The following is a 16,761-nucleotide window of genomic DNA, read 5'->3' on the forward strand; positions in this document are numbered from 1 at the left end:
AGGAATCAGGAGTAGATAACAGAAAGGAAGCGGATCAGGATCGCCTCCCGCCGGTCGGCGGGGAGGGCGTCGAGAACCGCGTTGACCACGGCCATCTCCGGCTGCCCCGAGCCGCCCAGGTCCACCCCGACCGCCGCCGCCAGCTCGCCGAACGCGGCGTCGTCGAGCGCGTCGAGGTCCAGGCCCGCCACCAGTTCCACCAGCCCCTCCGGCAATTGCGCGGGGCCCCGCTCGCGGGCCGCCTCCGTGGACTCCGCGATCACCTCCAGCATCGCCTCGACGCCCCGCAGGGTCACCCCGGTCACCGTGATGTGGATGTTGGCCGGGATGCCCGCGTAGGACAGCTGCGGCTGCAGGAACCACCCGCGCTTCCTGGCCTCGTCCGACAGCACGAACACGTCCACCCCGTCCGTGCCCTCGGCGCCCCCCGTGGAGCCGAAGGCGACCAGCGCCGACTCCGGGTCGCCGAGCACCCGCAGCCCGGGGATCTTCGCGATGCCCTCGCGGAGCTCGCGGGCCGCCGCCAGGGTGGTGCGGCCGAGCTCCAGGTAGCCCTCCCGGCCCAGCGCCTGGAAGGTGGCCCACGCGCCGCCCAGCGGGCCCGCGGACTTCGAGCTCTGCACGGTGGCGTTGATCACCGTGTAGCCGGGCCACGACGCCGAGGCGAAGTACGCCCTGCGCCGCAGCGCCGGGTCGGCGAACAACACGACCGAGGCGCCCTTGGGCGCGTACCCGAACTTGTGCAGGTCGCAGGAGAGCGACGTGACGCCCGGGACCGACAGGTCGAAGGGCGGGACCTCGGCCCCGGCCTCGCGCAGCCACGGCAGCAGCCACCCGCCCACGCAGGCGTCCACGTGGCAGAGCACGCCGCGCGCGGCGGCGAGCCCGGCGATCTCGGCGATCGGGTCGATCACGCCCTGCGGGTAGGACGGCGCCGAGGCGACCACCAGGACGGTGTCCTCGGTGATCGCGGCCTCGACGTCCGCGGGGGAGGCCCGGAACGTCACCGGGTCCACCGGCACGGCGTCCACCACGACGCCCAGGTAGTGCGCGGCCTTGTGGAAGGCGGGGTGGGCGGTCACCGGCACCGCCATCCGGGGGCGGCCCGCCGTCTCGCGTGAGTCCCGCGCGGCCTTCACCGCCAGCATGATCGACTCGGTGCCGCCGCTGGTGAAGATGCCCGACCCCCCGCCGAGCAGCTCGGCGACCGCGCCGACGACCTGCTTCTCCATCTCCACCACGCTGGGGAAGGCCGTCGGGTCGAGGGTGTTGACCTCCAGCATCTCGAAGTAGGCCCTGGCGGAGGCCTCGTGCACCTCGGGCCGCCCGGTGTCGTAGACGTACGCGGTCACCTTGCCGCCGCGCACGGGCAGGTCGTCCTGCTTGAGGCGGGCGATCTCGGCCAGCAGTTCGTCGGTGGTACGGCCCTTGTCAGGCAGGCTCATCGGTCTCCTCGGGGGTACGGCTCGCGCGGCCGGAAGGACGCGGCCCGCAGGGGCCGCCCGGGCAGTGCCAGCATCACACGAAATCACATGAAATCGTGCCCTATGGGGGTGTGGCGGCGTGGAGCGGCCCGGGGGTATCGACCAGGGCGGGGGAGGGGCTGTTCAGGGCGGGGGAGGGGAGCCGGGCAGCGTGGCGACTCAGGGCGGGGAGGAAGCCGGGCAGGGCGGTGACTCAGGGCGGGGGAGGGGAGCCGGGCAGGGCGGCGACGCGGTGGACCATCTGGTGCAGGTAGGCGCGGAACCGCCGCACCACGGCGGGGTCGTCCGCGTTCTGGCGGTTGCCCTCCTCGTCGAGCACGCCGGTCCGGCAGAAGCCGTGCACGCACCACACCACCGACCAGAAGGCGTACCTCATGTCGGCGCCGGCGTCTATGTACCCGGCGGCCGTCGCGGGGGCGATCGCGCTGAAGATGCGGGCGAAATGCGGGTGGACGTACCTCCGCTCCAGCTCGGTGATGTCGCTGGCGTCCGAGAGCCACCGGTGCATCCACAGGGAGGGCAGCTCGGGATGGGCGAGACACAGGTCGAGGTAGTGGTCGACGATCCGGTGAATCACCAGCGCCGTCTGCTCGGGCGTCGCCGTGGACGTCCCCTCCAGCGCCTTCTCCAGGGAAGCCCGGTCGGTGCGGTACGTCTGCTCCATGATCTCCAGGTAGAGCTCTCGCTTGCAGTTGAACTCCTGACCGAGGGCCTCGACGCTCAGTCCGGCGGCCTCGGCGATCTGGCTCGTGGACGTGCTGTCGTACCCCAGCGCGGAGAACAGGCTGGTGGCGACCCGCAGGATCAGCTCTCGTCGGCTGCCGTCAACGGAGGTCATGGGTGTGACGCTAGGTCCCGGCCGATCGCGGGCCAAGCAGGTGATTCACAAGCCTCGGTCAAGATAGCGGAAGCCGTACGACCGCGCGGAGGCCCGGGGAGGCGTCCTCCAGGTGGACCGCGCCGCCGTGGGCGTGGACCGTCTCGCGCACGATGGCCAGGCCCAGCCCGGCTCCCCCCTCGTCGCGGCTGCGCGCGCTGTCCAGCCGGGTGAACCGGTCGAAGACCCGTTCCCGGTCGGTCTCGGGAATGCCTGGCCCGTCGTCGGTGACGGTCAGCACGGCGTCGGCCCCCTCGGCCCGCAGCTCGACGAGCACCGGGGCGGAGGTGTGCCGCAGCGCGTTGTCGACCAGGTTGACCAGCACCCGGCTCAGGTCCAGCGCGTCCCCGGTGACCCGGAGCGGCCTGCCCTCCGGCCCGTTCCCCGGTTCGCGGGCCGCGTCGGGTTCGTGCTCCGGCCCGTGCTCCGGCCCGTGCTCCGGCCCGTGCTCCGGCCCGTGCTCCGGCCCGTGCTCGGGCACGTGATCGGGTTCGTGCTCCGGGCCGTGAACCGATCCATGACCCGGCTCGCCCGCGATCCGCACTGTGACGGCCTCGCCGTAGCGCTCGACGGCCTGCGCGACCAGCTGGTCCAGCTCCACCGGCTCCCCCCGCGCGGGCGTGCCGCCGCGCTCGTCCAGACGGGCCAGCGAGAGCAGGTCCTCGGCCAGCCTGGACAGGCGCATGGTGTCCTCCAGCACGCCCTCGGCCGTCTCCCGCCAGTCCTGCCCCTCGGGGTGGCCGAGCGCCACCTCCAGCTGGAGCCGGATGCTCGCCAGCGGGCTGCGCAGTTCGTGCGCCGCGTCCGAGACCAGGGCCCGCTGCCGGACGCCGGCCTTCTCCAGCCGGGCCAGCATCGCGTTCAGCGTCGTGGCCAGGCTGTGCACCTCGTCGCGTGCCTCGGGCACCGGCAGGCGGCGCGAGCGGGCGGTGTCGGTGATCTCGTCCGCGCCCCGGCGCAGCGCCGCGATCGGCCGCAGGGTCCCACCGATGATCACCCAGCTGGCTCCCGCGAGCAGGATCAGCAGCAGCGGCGTACCGATGACCAGCACGTGCCCGGCCGTGGAGACGCTGGTCTGCACCTCGCTGAAGGGACGCGCCGCGATCACCGTCTGCCCCCGGTCGGCGCGGAGCACCCGGACGCGGAGCACGTGCGGGATGCCGTACGGCTTGCCGTCCAGGAAGCGCGCCTCGCCCCTGGCGGCGGCCGCCGCCCGCTCCCCGGCGTCCAGCAGCGGCACCAGCCTGTCGGTGCCGGTGGTCGTGTGGGTGATCCGCCCCGTGCCGTCGATCACCTGCAGGAGCGTGCCGTCGGGCGAGGTCATCTCGTCGGGCAGCCGCCCGGCGTCGGCCAGCGAGACCGTCTCCCTGGTCCGCTGGTAGATCGCGTCGTCGATGGTGGCCAGCAGCGCGTTGCCGAGCACGGCGATCATCACGTAGGCCGAGACCACCAGCGCCACCGCCAGCACGGCCGAGGCGACCGCCGTCAGCCGGAAGCGCAGGCTCTTGCGCCGCCACAGGCCGACCGCGCGCGCTCCCCCGTGCGCGACCGCGTCGGCCGGGGAGACCGCGCCGGTGCGGGCACGGGGGGCGGGGTCAGCCGCCATCGCCGGCCAGCCGGTATCCCGCTCCCCGTACCGTCTGCAGCGCGTTCCGGGAGAACGGCACGTCGATCTTGCGCCGCAGGTAGCCGACGTAGACCTCGACCACGTTGGGATCGGTGTCGAAGGTGTCCCAGACGTGCTCCAGGATCTCCGTCTTGGAGACCACCTCGTCGTGGTGGCGGATCAGGAACTCCAGCAGCGCGAACTCCCTGGGCGTCAGTTCCACCGGCGTCTCGCCCCTGGTGACCCGTCGCCGCGCCGGGTCGAGCGCCAGGTCCCCGGCCCTCAGCACGGACGGGCGCCGGTTCGCCCCGCGCCGCAGCAGCGCTCTCAGCCGGGCGACCAGCACCACGTACGAGAACGGCTTGGTCAGGTAGTCGTCGGCGCCGAGGTCGAGCCCGTCGGCCATGTCGTACTCGCCGTCCTTGGCCGACAGCATCAGGATCGGCACCCAGTTCTCCTCGGCCCGCAACTGCTTGCAGACGTTGTAGCCGGAGATCTTGGGCAGCATGATGTCCAGCACCACGATGTCGTACTCGCCGTGCCTGGCCTGGTGCAGGCCGTCCTCCCCGTCGTGCGCGAGGTCGACCGCGAACCCCTCGGCCTGCAGGCCACGTTGCAGAGCGGCGGCCATCCTCCGCTCGTCCTCCACGACGAGAACCCGCATGAACCGCCCCTTTCACCACCTGCCGCCGCCTGGACCTGCTCATCCTCGACCACCCGGCCTGAGAGGCGGCTGAGAACCCTGTGAGTCCTCTCAGTCTGTCTCAGCTTCGGCACAGGACCTGTCACGCAGGCTGCTGTTGTCAGGGATCGACGGCATACCGTGGAGGAATGAGATGTCTGAGCAAGCGAGACGGGGCCGCGCGTTGAGGTGGGCCGTGCCGGTCGCCGCGACCGCGCTGGTCGCCGGAGCCATCGGAGCCGGACCGGTCATCGCCGCCGTCCAGGGGGATCCCACACTGCCCGAGCGCACCGCCGAGCAACTGCTGGCGAGCGCCGCCCAGGCGGGCCGCGGCGGGCTGAAGCCCATGTCGGGCACCGTCATGCAGACCGCGTCGCTCGGGCTGCCCGCGCTGCCCGGCCTGTCGGGCACGGGCGGGTCCTCGCCCGCCGCCCTGCTGTCGGGTTCGCACGAGCTCAAGGTCTGGTACGGCGGGGAGGACAAGGTCCGCTTCGCCCTCCCGGGACGGATGAGCGAGACCGACCTGATCGTCAACGGCGACCAGGTGTGGCTGTGGCAGAGCGACGTCAACAAGGCCACCCGGGTCAAGGCGGGGAGCGCCGAGGGCCACAAGGAGCCGAAGCCGGGCGACTGGGCCGGCGGCGCGCACAAGGCGCTGCCCACCGCGACCACGCCGCAGCAGCTCGCCCAGGATCTGCTGGGACGGATCGGCGCCGACACCGCGGTCAGCGTGACCAGCACCGAGAAGGTCGCCGACCGCGCGGCCTACCAGCTCGTCCTCGCGCCCAAGGACCCCTCGTCCCTGGTCAGGGAGATCAAGCTGGCGCTGGACGGGGAGACCTTCGTCCCGCTGCGGATCCAGGTGTACGCCAAGAACGCGGCCGAGCCGGCCTTCGAGGTCGGCTTCACCTCGGTCACGTTCTCCCCGCCCGCCGCGGAGAACTTCACCTTCACCCCGCCCGCGGGGGCCAAGGTCGAGGAGACGTCGATCGGCGACCTCGCCGAAAAGGACGGGGCGCGGCAGGGCGAGAAGCTCAAGGAGGGCGAGGAGATCAGGGCGAAGGCCAAGACCGTCGGAGAGGGCTGGACCACGGTCGCGGTGATCCCCGCCCCCGAGATGGAGAAGCTGACCTCGGCTCCCGAGGGTGAGGGCTCCGCCGGACAGGACGCCGGTGCGGCCGTCGACGCCCTGCTGAAGTCGGCCAAGCCGATCAGCGGCACGTGGGGCAGCGGCAAGGTCGTCCAGACCAAGCTGATCTCCGCGCTGCTGACCGACGACGGCCGCCTGCTGGTCGGCGCCGTCACCCCGGAGAAGCTGGCCGAGGCGGCCGGCCAGAAGTGAGACCGGCGCCGGGAGCCTGACGCCCCCCGCGCGGGAGGCGCCAGGCTATCGGCGGGATCCGCCGGCCAGGTCCGGCGGCCGGGTCCGGCGGCGTGAATCGGGGACGCCGTCCGGGCCTCGCGGGTCGTTCGTGTTCACCCGTTCACGGGTGTTCGTGGGCGCTCGTGAACGTTCAGGGCGTGAGATCCGACCGGGACGGCCGCGTGGCCGTCCCGGAACCGACGAGCAGTGGGGGAGAAGTGCCGATCGTCCAGAACGTGAGGGCCGGCGGAGGCGGGGAGAGCCGCTCCGGCGAGGTCCGGGAAGGCCCGGCGGGAGGGGGCGCCGTGCTGACCGCCGAGGGGCCGGCCCCGAGCCCCTCCTCAGAGGGGCTCGCCATCGTCACCAGCGGGCTGACCAAGCGCTTCAGGAGCGGCCAGGTGGCCGTGGACGCCCTCGACCTGGCCGTACCCGGCGGGTCGGTGTTCGGCTTCCTCGGTCCCAACGGCTCGGGGAAGACGACCACGATCCGCATGCTGCTCGGCCTGGTGGCCCCGACGGCGGGGGAGTGGCGACTGCTCGGCACGCCGATGCCCAGGGGGGCGGGCGGGGTGCTGCCCAGGGTGGGGGCCCTGGTCGAGGGGCCCGCCTTCTATCCGTACCTGTCCGGCGAGGCCAACCTGCGCCGCTACGACGCCGCCGACCCTTCGGCCGATCCGCGCACCGTCTCGGCCAGGATCGGGTACGCGCTGGAGAGGGTGGGCCTGGCCGCCGCGGCCCGCAAGCGCTACCGGGCCTACTCGCTCGGCATGCGCCAGCGGCTCGCCATCGCCGCCGCGCTGCTCGGCCCGAGGGAGCTGCTGATCCTCGACGAGCCGACCAACGGCCTGGACCCGCAGGGCACCCGCGAGGTGCGCGGCCTGGTCAAGGAGATCGCCGCCGAGGGGACGACGGTGTTCGTCTCCTCCCACCTGCTGGCCGAGGTGGAGCAGATGTGCTCCCACGTCGCCGTCATGCGGACCGGGCGGCTCGTCGCCCAGGGATCCATCGCCGAGCTGCGCTCGGGGGAGGCGGTCAGGATCCGGGTGGAGACCCCCGACACGGCCGAGGCGGCGGCCGTGCTGGCCGGGCTCGGCCTGCCGGAGATCCGTCTCGGCGAGGGCGACGTCAGCGCCGAGCTGGGAGCCGGCGTGCCGGAGCGGGTGTGCGCGGCCCTGGTCGCCGGAGGCGTCGCCGTCCGCGGCCTGGCCGTCCAGCGGCCCAGCCTTGAGGACATGTTCGTGGGCCTGACCGGGGAGGGATTCGATGTCGACGGTTAGCGGGAAGGAAGCCGTGTCCACCGAGAACGCCACACGTGCCGCACGCGCGGCTCCCGGCGGGGACCCCGTCACGGGGACGGGCTTCGCTCCGGGAACGACCCCGCCGGGAGCGACCTCGCCGGAAACGGTCCCCACGCCGCCGGCGACCTCCGGACCGGGAACGGCGTCCGGACCGGAAACGGTCCCCGCGCCGCCGGCGACCTCCGGACCGGGAACGGCGTCCGTGCCGGGAACGGTGTCCGCGCCTGGAACGGCGTCCGTGCCGGGGACGGCCCCCGCGGGCCGCGGGCGCGCCCTCGCGGGTCCGGCCCTCGCCGGGCGGCCGGTGAGCGCTCCCCGGGCGTGGCTGCGGCTGCTCGGCTCGGAGGTCGGCCTGACCTTCCGGCGGCCGAGGAACATCGCCATGCTCGCGGTGCTCGCCGTGATCCCGGCGCTGATCGGGATCACGCTGCGGACGTTCAGCGGGTCCATGGGCGACGGGGGCGGCGGGGGCGGGGCGGCGATCTTCGAGCAGGTCACCGGGAACGGGCTGTTCCTCACCTTCGCCGCGCTCTCGGTCCTGGTACAGCTGCTGCTGCCGGTCGCCGTCGCGATCGTCGCCGGGGACTCGATCGCGGGGGAGGCGGGCATCGGCACGTTGCGCTACCTGCTCGCGGCCCCGGCCGGCCGGACCCGCCTGCTGGCCGTCAAGTACCTCGCCGTGGTCCTCTTCTGCCTGGCCGCCGTCACCGCGGTGGCGCTGTCCGCGCTGCTCGTCGGCCTGCTGCTGTTCCCCGCGGGTCCGATCACGCTGCTGTCGGGAGGGACGATCCCCTTCCTCGACGGCGTGCTGCGGATCGGCGTCGTCGTGCTGTACGTCACCGCGGGCATGGCCGCCCTGGCCGCCATCGCGCTGGCCCTGTCGACCCTGACCGAGGTGTCCGTCGGGGCCATCGCCTCGACCGTGGTCGTCGTCATCGTGGTCCAGGTGCTGGGGGTCATCCCGCAGCTGTCGATGATCCGGCCGTACCTGCTCACCGAGTGGTGGAGCGGCTTCGACGGCGTCCTGCGGGATCCGATGGCCACCGGTGAGATGGGGCAGGGGCTGCTGGTCTTCGCCGCCTACACCGCCATCTTCGGCTCCGTCGCCTGGGCGCGCTTCACCGGCAAGGACATCACCGCCTGACCCTGCCACGCCCTGTCCCGGCCCCCGGGGTTCCCGGGGGCCGGGCGGCTCGCTCCCGGTGCCCCCGCGGGGGTGCCCGTTCTCACCACCCGTACCTCCCGAAGTGTTCCCGGCCGTCAGGGCGGCGATGGGAGAGCCTGTCGCCGGGGAAGACCTTGAAGCCCTGCCGCCGCGCGTAGGCGCTGAGTTGCCGCTGCCAGGCCTTCAGACCGGTGTCGAGGTCGCCGGCGTTCGAGAGCGAACGCCCCACGCTGCCGCCGAAGAGACCGTTGGCGTAGAGCTGGAACGGCAGGTACTGCCAGCCCGTCGCCACCTGCGTGGACCCCTTGCTGAACAGCCTGTTCGCCTGCTGGCCGCCCAGGATCGGGATCTTGACGTCGAGGAACTCCCGGCTTCCCAGCAGATCGGTCGTCGCGGGGAAGACCCCGGAGGCGGTGTTCAGCGACCTGACCGCCCTGGGATCGGAGTTCAGCCATCGGGCGAAGCCGAAGGCGGCGAGCCGGTGTTCGCTCGTCGAGAGCACGGACACGCCGGAGCCGCCGTTCTCCGCGTTGACCGGTTTCCCGGCGTTCCAGCGCGGGAGGGGCGCGGCACGCCACTTGCCGCTGGTCTGCGGGATCGCGCCCTCGATGACGCCGGGTGCCCAGGCGCCCGTCAGCCACAGCGCGTACCTGCCGCTCGCCATGTTCCTCCACCACGCGTCGGTCCAGGTCACGGCCGGCTCGACGAGCCTTTCGCGCGACAGCCTCGTCCACAGCCCGGCCCAGCGCCTGCTCCCCTTGTCCTGCAGGTCGATCCGGATGGTCGTGGCGTTCTGGATGCCGAACGGCCGCCCGCCCGCCTGCCAGATCAGGCTGTCGGCGATGCCGGAGTCGGTCGGGTCGACGCTGGTGACGAAGAGGTGAGGGTCCTTCTTCTTGATCGCCTCGGCGACCGTCACGAACTCATCCCAGGTTCTCGGTGGCGCCAGCCCGAGCCGGTCGAAGACGTCCTTGCGGTAGATCATGGTCATCGGGCCGGTGTCCTGCGGGACCGCGTAGACGCTGCCGTTGAGGTCGACCTGGTCCCAGGCGGAGGGGGTGAACTTCTTCACCAGCTCTTCGGCGCCGTACGGGTTGAGGTCGGCCAGGGTTCCGGAGAACGCGAAGCGGGGCAGCGCGAAGTACTCGATCTGCGCCAGGTCGGGAGCGCCGGTGCCGGCCTTCAGCGCCGCCCGGAGCTTGGCGTACTCGCTCCTGGACCGGCCGGCGTCGACCAGATTGATCTTGATTTTGGGGTACTCCCGCTGGAACAGCGCCACCGTCTTCTGGAGATTGGGCACCCACGACCAGAACGTCAGCGTGGTCCTGGTCCGCAGTGCCTTCTCGATGGCGGAGGCCTTGATCTCAGGCGCCGGAGACTGCGAGCTGTGGTAGGGCGGCACGCCGCAGGCCGCCGGGGCGAGCAGGACGACGGAGAGCGCGGCGACAGCTGTGGCGTACTTGGTGTGCCGCATGACGGGGACCTCCCTGGGGAGCGGAAGAACGTTGCCCGGCGACCCCGGCCGACGGAGCCGGTGGAACCGGCGGTGCCGCGGGAGAGGAAGGGGGTGGGACGGCGCGGGAGGCGCGGCGCAACGTACATACCGATAGAACGCTGCCCTGAGCTGCAAACATTTCCACAACGCGCGGTCGGTTGCCCGTCTCGCGGCACGACGTCGCTCCGCCGCCGGGGGCGAGACATGGGACGGCCCCGGGAAAGGATGTTTCCCGGGGCCGTCCCACGCGACCCGAAGGAGATCCGGATCGGAAGGGTGGTCAGAAGGCGCCTGAAAGGCACTCAGGAGGCACTCAGGAGGTGCGGCCCCGGCGCAGGCCGAACGCCGCGACCACGAGCCCGGCGAGCCCGAGCACCAGCCCGGCCCCGCCGAGCAGGCGGGCGGTGCCGTCCGAGCTCTCCGAGGCGGCGACCGGAGCCACCGACGGCGCCGACGTCGCCGGGGCCGAGGCCGCGGCCGAGGGGGCGGTGGAGGCGCCGTGGCCGTCTCCCTCGGCGGGGGCGGGGGTGAGCTTCAGCGTCGGGGCCGGGCGCTCGGGCTCGGAGCCGTCGGCCTTGGGCTCGTCCGCCCACTTGACGACCTCGCCGCCGCTGTAGGTCTGGGTGGCGGGGAAGACGAGCTGGTCGGTGTCGGTGGGCAGCGCGCCCATGGACACCTCGAACTCCTGGAACTGGCCGGGCTCGATCTTCCCGCCCGACCAGGTGACCTTCGTGACCGCCTCGGTGAGCTCGCCGTACTCGGTGGTGACCGGCTTGGGCAGCTTGCCCTCGACCACCTTGACGTCCCAGCCGGGCACCGGCTTGACCGAGACGAAGGCCAGCGGGTGGTCGGTGGGGAAGGCCACCTCCAGCTTGGTCGTCGAGGCGTCGTCACGCTCGTTCGGGACCCGGAAGGCGACCTTGGTGAAGCCGCCCTGCACGGCGGTGCCGGGGTTGATGGTGACGTGCGCGAGGGCGGGGAGGGCGAGGGCGAGGGTGAGCGCGGTGGTGGCGGCGGCGACGGCGGCCAGGCGGCGGCAGGCGTGCGAGAGCGACATGGGGGTTCTCCACTTCGGGAACTTCGGGATTCGGGATTTTCCGGGGCCGGGTCAGGCGGCGGGAAGCGGAGGACCGCGCCGGCTGACGGAGTGACGGAGGAGGGCACGCGCGGGAACGGGCGTGACCGGGGCGTACGCGGGGCCTCGCGGAAGGGCGACGGCGGCCGGGGGGCGCAGCAGCGGGAACATGGCGCCGAGGCGGCGGCCGGCCGAACGGAGCAGCACCCACAGGGCGCTCTCGCCGCGGGCCAGCCACCACCCGGTGATCAGGGTCGCGGTGAGGTGCGCGACGAGCATGCCGAGGCTCTCGCCCAGCCCCCTGGCGTGCGGATGCGGGGGCGGGATCCCCGCGGCGTCCCCGAGGGCGAACAGCTCGTGCAGCGACAGCTGCAGGGCGGCGAGCCCGCCGTTGATCGTCACCGTCGACCGTTCGCGCCCGGCGAGCAGCGCGGCCATCGCCATGACCGCCGCTCCCGCCGCGGCCACCGCCCACGGCCGCGGCCAGGAACCGCCCGCGGCCACGTGGCCGAGGACGGCGAGTGCCAGGCAGACGGCCGAGAAGGTGGCCGCGCGCATGAGGCGTAACGGGAGGCGGGCACGCATGGTGACCCATATGTTCTCACGCCCAAGCTGTCTGCCGTTCTGGTGTTTTTGTCGCTATGGTTGCCGCGACCGTGACAGGTCCTTCAAGCCGAGGTGGTGGCGATGCGGCACGTCGTTGGGGTGCTCGTCGGGCTGATCGTGGCGGCTGTGCTTCTCTTCGGCGCGGGCTGGGCCGTGCAGGAGGCGGGGGCGAGCCTGGCGCCCCTTCCCGCGGAGAGCGGCCCGAAGACCTGGATCGCCCTCGGGGTGATGGCCGGGATCGGCCTCCTGGTCGGCCTGGTGGTCGCCGGTCGCGTCTCCCCGCTGGCGGCCTTCGTCCCGTCGATGGTTCTGCTCGCCTGGACGGTGGTCTACGCCCTGGACGTCAGGCGCGCGATGGGTCTGGTCCCCGACGACCCGACCTTCCACGAGGTGCTGCTGCAGGCCGGTCGCGGCATGGGCCTGCTGCTGACCACCGGTGTCTACGCGCTTGTCGGCATCCTGCTGTTCCTGCCGGTGCTGATGCCCTCCCGCTGGGCGCCCCGGTTCCGGGGCGAGGAGGAGTACGAGGAGTCCGACGACCAGGGTTACCGCTGACCCTTGATCACCTGGGGCGTGTCCATCCCCGGGTGCCCGTCGCCGCGCGTCTTCTCCCGGGTGCCCGTCGTTCCCGCGCGTCCGGCGGCGCCCATCCGGCGGCCCCGGGCCGTGACCCCGGTCAGCGCCGGCGGTGACCGGCCCAGCTGACAGGGCCCTCCTCGGAGGTGTCCTCCTCGCGGGTCATCCCCTTCCCGGAGCCCTCCTGCCGGGAGGCCTCCCTGCGAAGATCTTCCTCGCGGGTGGGCTCCTTGACGGCGGGCTCCTTGCCGGTCGCCCTCCTGGGGGGCGGGGCGGTCCTGCCCGCGCCGGTGCGCTGGAGCTCCTGGCCGGCCCCGAGCGGTCGCGTGTCCTCCGCCGGGAGCCGCAGCACGAACCGGGCCCCTCGCGGAGAGTCCTCGATCAGCAGGGATCCCTGGTGGGCGTGGGCGATGTCGCGGGAGATGGCGAGGCCGAGCCCGCTGCCGCCGGAGTCGCGCAGCCGCCCGTCGTCCAGGCGGGTGAAGCGTTCGAAGACGCGCTCGCGGTCGGCGGGCGCGATGCCGGCGCCGTCGTCGACCACGGCCACGACGGCCTTGCCGTCCGCGAAGCCGACGGAGACCTCGACGCGGCTGTCGGCGTGCCGCCGCGCGTTGCTCAGCAGGTTGCCCACCACCCGGATCAGCTGGATCCGGGAGCCCCTGACCTGCACGCGGTCGGTCACCCGCACCCGTACCGGCATCCCGGTGCCCTGGGCCGCCTCCTCCGTCACGAGGGCGCCCAGATCGATCAGCTCCTGGGGCGCGGGGTCGGCGGCGCGCAGCCGGGCCAGCTGCAGCAGGTCGTTGACGATCGCCTCGAGCCGGCCGCTGGCCGTCAGCGCCCCCCGGATGGTGTCGCGCGGATCGATGTCGTCGGGGTAGAGCAGGGCCTCCTCCAGCTGCACGCGCAGGCCCGCGATCGGGGTCCTGAGCTCGTGGGAGGCGGTGGAGGCGAAACGGCGCTGCTGCTCCACGGCCTCCTCCAGGCGGGCGAGGGTCTGGTTGGCGGTACGGGCGAGCAGCGCGATCTCGTCCTCGCCCGAGGGGATGGGCACTCTCAGGCTCAGGTCGCTCACCGTGATCTCGGACATCCGGGCGCGGATCGCCGCCACCGGGCGTAGCGTCCGTCCCACGACGCACCAGGTCATCCAGGCCGCGAGGGCCAGGAGGACGAGGACACCCGCGGCGATGAAGTACTCCAGGTGGTGCTCGTGCAGGATGGCGGGTTCCTCCAGGCCCGCGTAGACCACCGGGGAGTCGGCCGCGGGGCTGACCCGGATGGCCATGACCATGACGGATCCCTCGGTCAGCTGCTGGAACCGGTCGTCGGCCGGAGGGCGGCTCATGCTGATCGGCGGCAGGCCTATGGCCTGCCTGCTGGAGTTGATGACCACGCCGTGGGAGTTCACCAGCTGGACGAGGTCGACCGGCGAGGTGGCGGGGATCGGGTTGGGGATGTCGCCGATCCGCACCAGCGCGCTCCACTGGCTGGCGACCCGCTCGGCGTTGCCGAAGCCGTCGTCCTGGATCCGGTAGCGGATCGCCATGTCGATGCTCGTCCCCACCAGGGCGAGGATGACCAGCAGCAGCATCGTCGTGATGATCGTGTAGCGCGCTTGGATCGAGCGCAGGCGCGACCCCCTCATGGCGACGTCAACGCCGACAGGCTGCCCAGCAGGTCCAGGGCGTGGGCCGAGGGGCTTCCGGGCTCGGCCTGGAAGACGATCAGCTTCTGGCCCGTGGAGCCGTTGATGTTGAACATCTCGTACGTGAGCGTCAGGTCGCCGACGTCGTGGTGGCGGAAGTTCTTGGTCGCGACGTTCGCGCTGCACACGTCGTGGCGCGCCCACAACCGGCGGAAGTCCGTGCTCTTGAGCGAGAGCTCGCCGACCAGGTCGGTCAGGTGCGGGTCGTCGAGGTCCGCGCCCGCGATGGCGCGCAGCTGGGCCACCTTGGCGCGGGCGCACTCCTCCCAGTCCCGGTAGAACCGGCGGGCGGCGGGGTCGAGGAAGATCAGCCGGAGCAGGTTGTCCCTGTGCTCCAGCCCGTCGTAGAGGGCGTCGGCCATCTGGTTGGAGGCCAGAACGTCCATCCAGCGGCTGGTCACGATCGCCGGAGTGTAGGGCCAGCTCCGTATCAGCCGTACCACCGCAGGCTTGACCCGGTTCGGCTGGTCGGTGCCGTTGAGCTGTCGCGGCCAGGGGTGCGCCAGCTCGTGCATGTGCGCCGCGGCGTCGGCGTTGAGGTCGAGGACCTGCATGAGGGCGCTGAGCACCCGCTCGGACGGGTGACGCTCCCGGCCCTGCTCCAGGCGGATGTAGTAGTCGGTGCTGACTCCGGCCAGCATCGCCACCTCTTCCCGGCGCAGCCCCGGCGTCCGCCGGGAACCGGCAGGCAGGAGGCCCACCTGTTCGGGGGTGGTGAGTTCACGCCGAGCGCGGAGGAACTCACCCAGGAGATTGTCGCTGTCCATAGCGTTACGGTATGCCAGAACCCATTTGAGAAGGTGGCAGTATTACTCCCACGAACGCCCCCTGGACTTGACGTACGTGCTGGTAGGAGCGTTTTTATAAGGTTTCTTTCCGATCGTCTTCCCCTCCGGATCGATGATCGTCGGATCCCGTTCGGTTGCGTTTCACCTTTGTCTTCCCGATGGCATTTGTGGCTACGCGCGGGGGATTCCAGGAGTAAAGAGCGAGGGAAAACGGTCTCCGAAAACTGGTTTTTCGTATGGAGGGGCCGTGATGGGTCAAGGGGGTTTCAAACGCGAGTGAAGGATGTTCCCAGCACTGGTGGATCATCGAAATGTGATTAACGTCACAGTGGTCTCCTCTGGAGATTCCTGGCGGACGTCTCGGCCTCCTGGCCGTGGGTGGCCTGGGAAACCGCTCCCGCCACCCGGCCGTGGCCCGTTCCCGGACGTGCGGCGGTCAGCCGGAGTAGAGGCGGGCGACGACCTCCTCCATGGAGGCCTCCCCGGGGGCGGTGGCGCGCAGGTCGTCGAGGGTGCCGTCGAAGGCCAGGCTGCCGTGGTCGATCAGCATCACGCGGCGGCAGAGCTTCTCGATGTCGCCCATGTCGTGGGTGGTGAGCAGGACGGTGGTGCCCCGGTCGGCGTTGAGGCGTCGCAGGAAGTCGCGCATGGCGGCCTTGCTGACCACGTCCAGGCCGATCGTGGGCTCGTCGAGCACCAGCACGGTGGGGTCGTGCAGGAGGGCGGCGGTGATGTCGCCGCGCATGCGCTGGCCGAGGCTGAGCTGGCGGACCGGGGTGGTCATGAAGTCGGCGAGGCCGAGGAGTTCGGTCAGCTCGTCGAGCCTTCGCCGGAAATCCTTTTGATCTACTTTGTACAGGTGTCGGACCAGCTCGAAACTGTCCCGCAGCGGCAGGTCCCACCACAGGGTCGTCCGCTGGCCGAACACCACCCCGATCCTGCGCGCCAGCGCCGTGCGGCGGCGGGTCGGATCGAGCCCGGCCACCCGGATGCTCCCCGAGGTCGGCGCCAGGATGCCGGTGAGCATCTTGATGGTGGTGGACTTGCCCGCGCCGTTGGGGCCGAGGTAGCCGACGAACTCCCCGGCCTCCACGGCGAACGACAGATCCCGTACGGCGTGCACGGTCTTCCTGGTCCTGCGGCGGCCCACGGTGAACGAGCGGCCGACCCGGTCGAGTTCGATCATGTGTCAACTTCCCGTCGAACGGTAGCGGCGGATGCCCGCCCGCCAGGCGAGGGCGGCGACGGCGGCCAGGGCGACGGCCGCCAGGGGTGAGGCGAAGCGGAGCCAGTGCGGCAGGCCGAGCGGGTCGTCGCGGTCGAGCACGAACAGCGCGGGCTGCCAGTTCACGAACGCCAGCGGCACGACGAAGGTGACGCCCTTGGCGAGTTCGGAGCCGTAGACGCTCAGGGGGTACTGGGTGAGGGTGCCGCCTCCGTAGGTGAAGGCGTTGGCCACCTCGGGGGCGTCGGTCAGCAGGAACTGGGCGGCCCCGCCGAGGGCGAAGATCGAGGTGAAGATGACGAGCCCGCACGCGACCATCAGCGGGATCATCCAGGCCCTGTCCCAGCTCAGGCCGAGCTGGGGCACGGCGACGGCGAGCACGACGGCCGCCTGGGCCAGCCTGCCGAAGCGGTGCACTCCGAAGCGGTCGACGGCCATCTGGATGAACGCGCTCGCCGGGCGGATCAGCATGACGTCGAAGCCGCCGCTTCTGATGTGCTGGCTGAGCCGGTCGACGTTGCCGAAGAGCATGTCGGCCAGCGCGAAGGACAGGCCGGCTGTGCCGTACAGGAACATCACCTCGGGCATGGTGAATCCGCCCAGCGATCCGGTGTGCTCGAAGATGACCCAGATCGCCGCCACGTCGAGCGCGTTGACGGCGAACGAGCCCGCCATCATCATGATCATTGATCTTGGGTACTGGGCCGAGGCCCTCAGCCAGGTCCAGGCCAGCAGGAGGTACGTCCTCACCACGGCGGGCCTCCTTCGGCCGCCTTCGGTGCCGCGGGTGCCGTGTGCCGGTGGTGTCCGGTGTTC

General features: G+C 72.0%; 15 protein-coding genes. 4 read left to right on the forward strand and 11 right to left on the reverse strand.

Annotated elements, in window-relative coordinates; all coding sequences use genetic code 11:
• Positions 1 to 5: 5 nt before the first annotated feature.
• The 4 genes from AC5L38_RS04690 to AC5L38_RS04705 all read right to left on the reverse strand — a co-directional run bounded on the left by AC5L38_RS04690 (position 6) and on the right by AC5L38_RS04705 (position 4,631).
• Positions 6 to 1,445: a pyridoxal phosphate-dependent decarboxylase family protein gene (locus AC5L38_RS04690; RefSeq protein ID WP_495241490.1), complete on the reverse strand. Its 1,440-nt coding sequence runs from the start codon at positions 1,443 to 1,445 to the stop codon at positions 6 to 8.
• Positions 1,446 to 1,677: 232 nt separating this feature from the next.
• Positions 1,678 to 2,322, reverse strand: coding sequence for a TetR/AcrR family transcriptional regulator (locus tag AC5L38_RS04695; RefSeq protein ID WP_495241491.1), 645 nt, complete (start codon positions 2,320 to 2,322; stop codon positions 1,678 to 1,680).
• A gap of 58 nt (positions 2,323 to 2,380) precedes the next feature.
• A complete protein-coding gene (locus AC5L38_RS04700) occupies positions 2,381 to 3,967 on the reverse strand; it encodes a sensor histidine kinase (RefSeq protein ID WP_495241492.1) in 1,587 nt (528 codons plus the stop codon).
• The gene (locus AC5L38_RS04705) at positions 3,957 to 4,631 is read right to left on the reverse strand and encodes a response regulator transcription factor (protein ID WP_389908188.1); all 675 of its coding nucleotides are present in this window, start codon (positions 4,629 to 4,631) and stop codon (positions 3,957 to 3,959) included. Before AC5L38_RS04705 ends, AC5L38_RS04700 begins: the two co-directional genes overlap by 11 nt.
• Positions 4,632 to 4,803: 172 nt before the next feature.
• Between AC5L38_RS04705 and AC5L38_RS04710 the strand changes: the two genes are divergently transcribed.
• The 3 genes from AC5L38_RS04710 to AC5L38_RS04720 all read left to right on the forward strand — a co-directional run bounded on the left by AC5L38_RS04710 (position 4,804) and on the right by AC5L38_RS04720 (position 8,454).
• Positions 4,804 to 5,991 carry a LolA family protein gene (locus tag AC5L38_RS04710; protein ID WP_495241493.1) on the forward strand — a complete coding sequence of 396 codons (1,188 nt, stop codon included), beginning with the start codon at positions 4,804 to 4,806 and terminating at the stop codon, positions 5,989 to 5,991.
• Positions 5,992 to 6,170: 179 nt separating this feature from the next.
• A complete protein-coding gene (locus tag AC5L38_RS04715; protein ID WP_495241494.1) occupies positions 6,171 to 7,289 on the forward strand; it encodes an ABC transporter ATP-binding protein in 1,119 nt (372 codons plus the stop codon).
• Between the two features lie 325 nt (positions 7,290 to 7,614).
• Entirely contained in the window at positions 7,615 to 8,454 is an 840-nt protein-coding gene (locus tag AC5L38_RS04720; protein ID WP_495241495.1) for an ABC transporter permease, read from the forward strand.
• An 82-nt stretch (positions 8,455 to 8,536) separates the two neighbouring features.
• Here the strand turns inward: AC5L38_RS04720 and AC5L38_RS04725 are convergent, their stop codons facing one another.
• The 3 genes from AC5L38_RS04725 to AC5L38_RS04735 all read right to left on the reverse strand — a co-directional run bounded on the left by AC5L38_RS04725 (position 8,537) and on the right by AC5L38_RS04735 (position 11,630).
• On the reverse strand, positions 8,537 to 9,949 hold the full coding sequence (locus AC5L38_RS04725) for an ABC transporter substrate-binding protein (protein WP_495241496.1): 1,413 nt from the start codon (positions 9,947 to 9,949) through the stop codon (positions 8,537 to 8,539).
• A 334-nt stretch (positions 9,950 to 10,283) separates the two neighbouring features.
• Positions 10,284 to 11,027 carry a YcnI family copper-binding membrane protein gene (locus tag AC5L38_RS04730; protein WP_495241497.1) on the reverse strand — a complete coding sequence of 248 codons (744 nt, stop codon included), beginning with the start codon at positions 11,025 to 11,027 and terminating at the stop codon, positions 10,284 to 10,286.
• 51 nt (positions 11,028 to 11,078) lie between these two features.
• Complete coding sequence (locus AC5L38_RS04735) at positions 11,079 to 11,630, reverse strand: MFS transporter (protein WP_495241498.1); 552 nt, start codon at positions 11,628 to 11,630, stop codon at positions 11,079 to 11,081.
• A 102-nt stretch (positions 11,631 to 11,732) separates the two neighbouring features.
• On the opposite strand from AC5L38_RS04735, the gene AC5L38_RS04740 reads away from it, so the two are divergent.
• Entirely contained in the window at positions 11,733 to 12,206 is a 474-nt protein-coding gene (locus AC5L38_RS04740) for a hypothetical protein (RefSeq protein ID WP_495241499.1), read from the forward strand.
• Positions 12,207 to 12,327: 121 nt separating this feature from the next.
• Here the strand turns inward: AC5L38_RS04740 and AC5L38_RS04745 are convergent, their stop codons facing one another.
• The 4 genes from AC5L38_RS04745 to AC5L38_RS04760 all read right to left on the reverse strand — a co-directional run bounded on the left by AC5L38_RS04745 (position 12,328) and on the right by AC5L38_RS04760 (position 16,698).
• Positions 12,328 to 13,872: a sensor histidine kinase gene (locus AC5L38_RS04745; RefSeq protein WP_495241500.1), complete on the reverse strand. Its 1,545-nt coding sequence runs from the start codon at positions 13,870 to 13,872 to the stop codon at positions 12,328 to 12,330.
• Positions 13,869 to 14,699, reverse strand: a complete 831-nt coding sequence (locus tag AC5L38_RS04750) for a helix-turn-helix transcriptional regulator (RefSeq protein ID WP_495241501.1) — start codon at positions 14,697 to 14,699, stop codon at positions 13,869 to 13,871. Before AC5L38_RS04750 ends, AC5L38_RS04745 begins: the two co-directional genes overlap by 4 nt.
• Positions 14,700 to 15,156: 457 nt before the next feature.
• On the reverse strand, positions 15,157 to 15,906 hold the full coding sequence (locus AC5L38_RS04755; protein ID WP_495241502.1) for an ABC transporter ATP-binding protein: 750 nt from the start codon (positions 15,904 to 15,906) through the stop codon (positions 15,157 to 15,159).
• 3 nt (positions 15,907 to 15,909) lie between these two features.
• Complete coding sequence (locus AC5L38_RS04760) at positions 15,910 to 16,698, reverse strand: ABC transporter permease (protein ID WP_495241503.1); 789 nt, start codon at positions 16,696 to 16,698, stop codon at positions 15,910 to 15,912.
• Positions 16,699 to 16,761 lie beyond the last annotated feature (63 nt).

The organism is Streptosporangium nanhuense (assembly GCF_059358815.1).

Coding starts and splice junctions, on each gene's coding strand:
- AC5L38_RS04690 (WP_495241490.1), bottom strand. CDS start 1,445: ATGAGCCTGCCTGACAAGGGCCGTACCACCGACGAACTGCTGGCCGAG.
- AC5L38_RS04755 (WP_495241502.1), bottom strand. CDS start 15,906: ATGATCGAACTCGACCGGGTCGGCCGCTCGTTCACCGTGGGCCGCCGC.
- AC5L38_RS04725 (WP_495241496.1), bottom strand. CDS start 9,949: ATGCGGCACACCAAGTACGCCACAGCTGTCGCCGCGCTCTCCGTCGTC.
- AC5L38_RS04710 (WP_495241493.1), top strand. CDS start 4,804: ATGTCTGAGCAAGCGAGACGGGGCCGCGCGTTGAGGTGGGCCGTGCCG.
- AC5L38_RS04695 (WP_495241491.1), bottom strand. CDS start 2,322: ATGACCTCCGTTGACGGCAGCCGACGAGAGCTGATCCTGCGGGTCGCC.
- AC5L38_RS04700 (WP_495241492.1), bottom strand. CDS start 3,967: ATGGCGGCTGACCCCGCCCCCCGTGCCCGCACCGGCGCGGTCTCCCCG.
- AC5L38_RS04705 (WP_389908188.1), bottom strand. CDS start 4,631: ATGCGGGTTCTCGTCGTGGAGGACGAGCGGAGGATGGCCGCCGCTCTG.
- AC5L38_RS04740 (WP_495241499.1), top strand. CDS start 11,733: ATGCGGCACGTCGTTGGGGTGCTCGTCGGGCTGATCGTGGCGGCTGTG.
- AC5L38_RS04750 (WP_495241501.1), bottom strand. CDS start 14,699: ATGGACAGCGACAATCTCCTGGGTGAGTTCCTCCGCGCTCGGCGTGAA.
- AC5L38_RS04730 (WP_495241497.1), bottom strand. CDS start 11,027: ATGTCGCTCTCGCACGCCTGCCGCCGCCTGGCCGCCGTCGCCGCCGCC.
- AC5L38_RS04745 (WP_495241500.1), bottom strand. CDS start 13,872: ATGAGGGGGTCGCGCCTGCGCTCGATCCAAGCGCGCTACACGATCATC.
- AC5L38_RS04735 (WP_495241498.1), bottom strand. CDS start 11,630: ATGCGTGCCCGCCTCCCGTTACGCCTCATGCGCGCGGCCACCTTCTCG.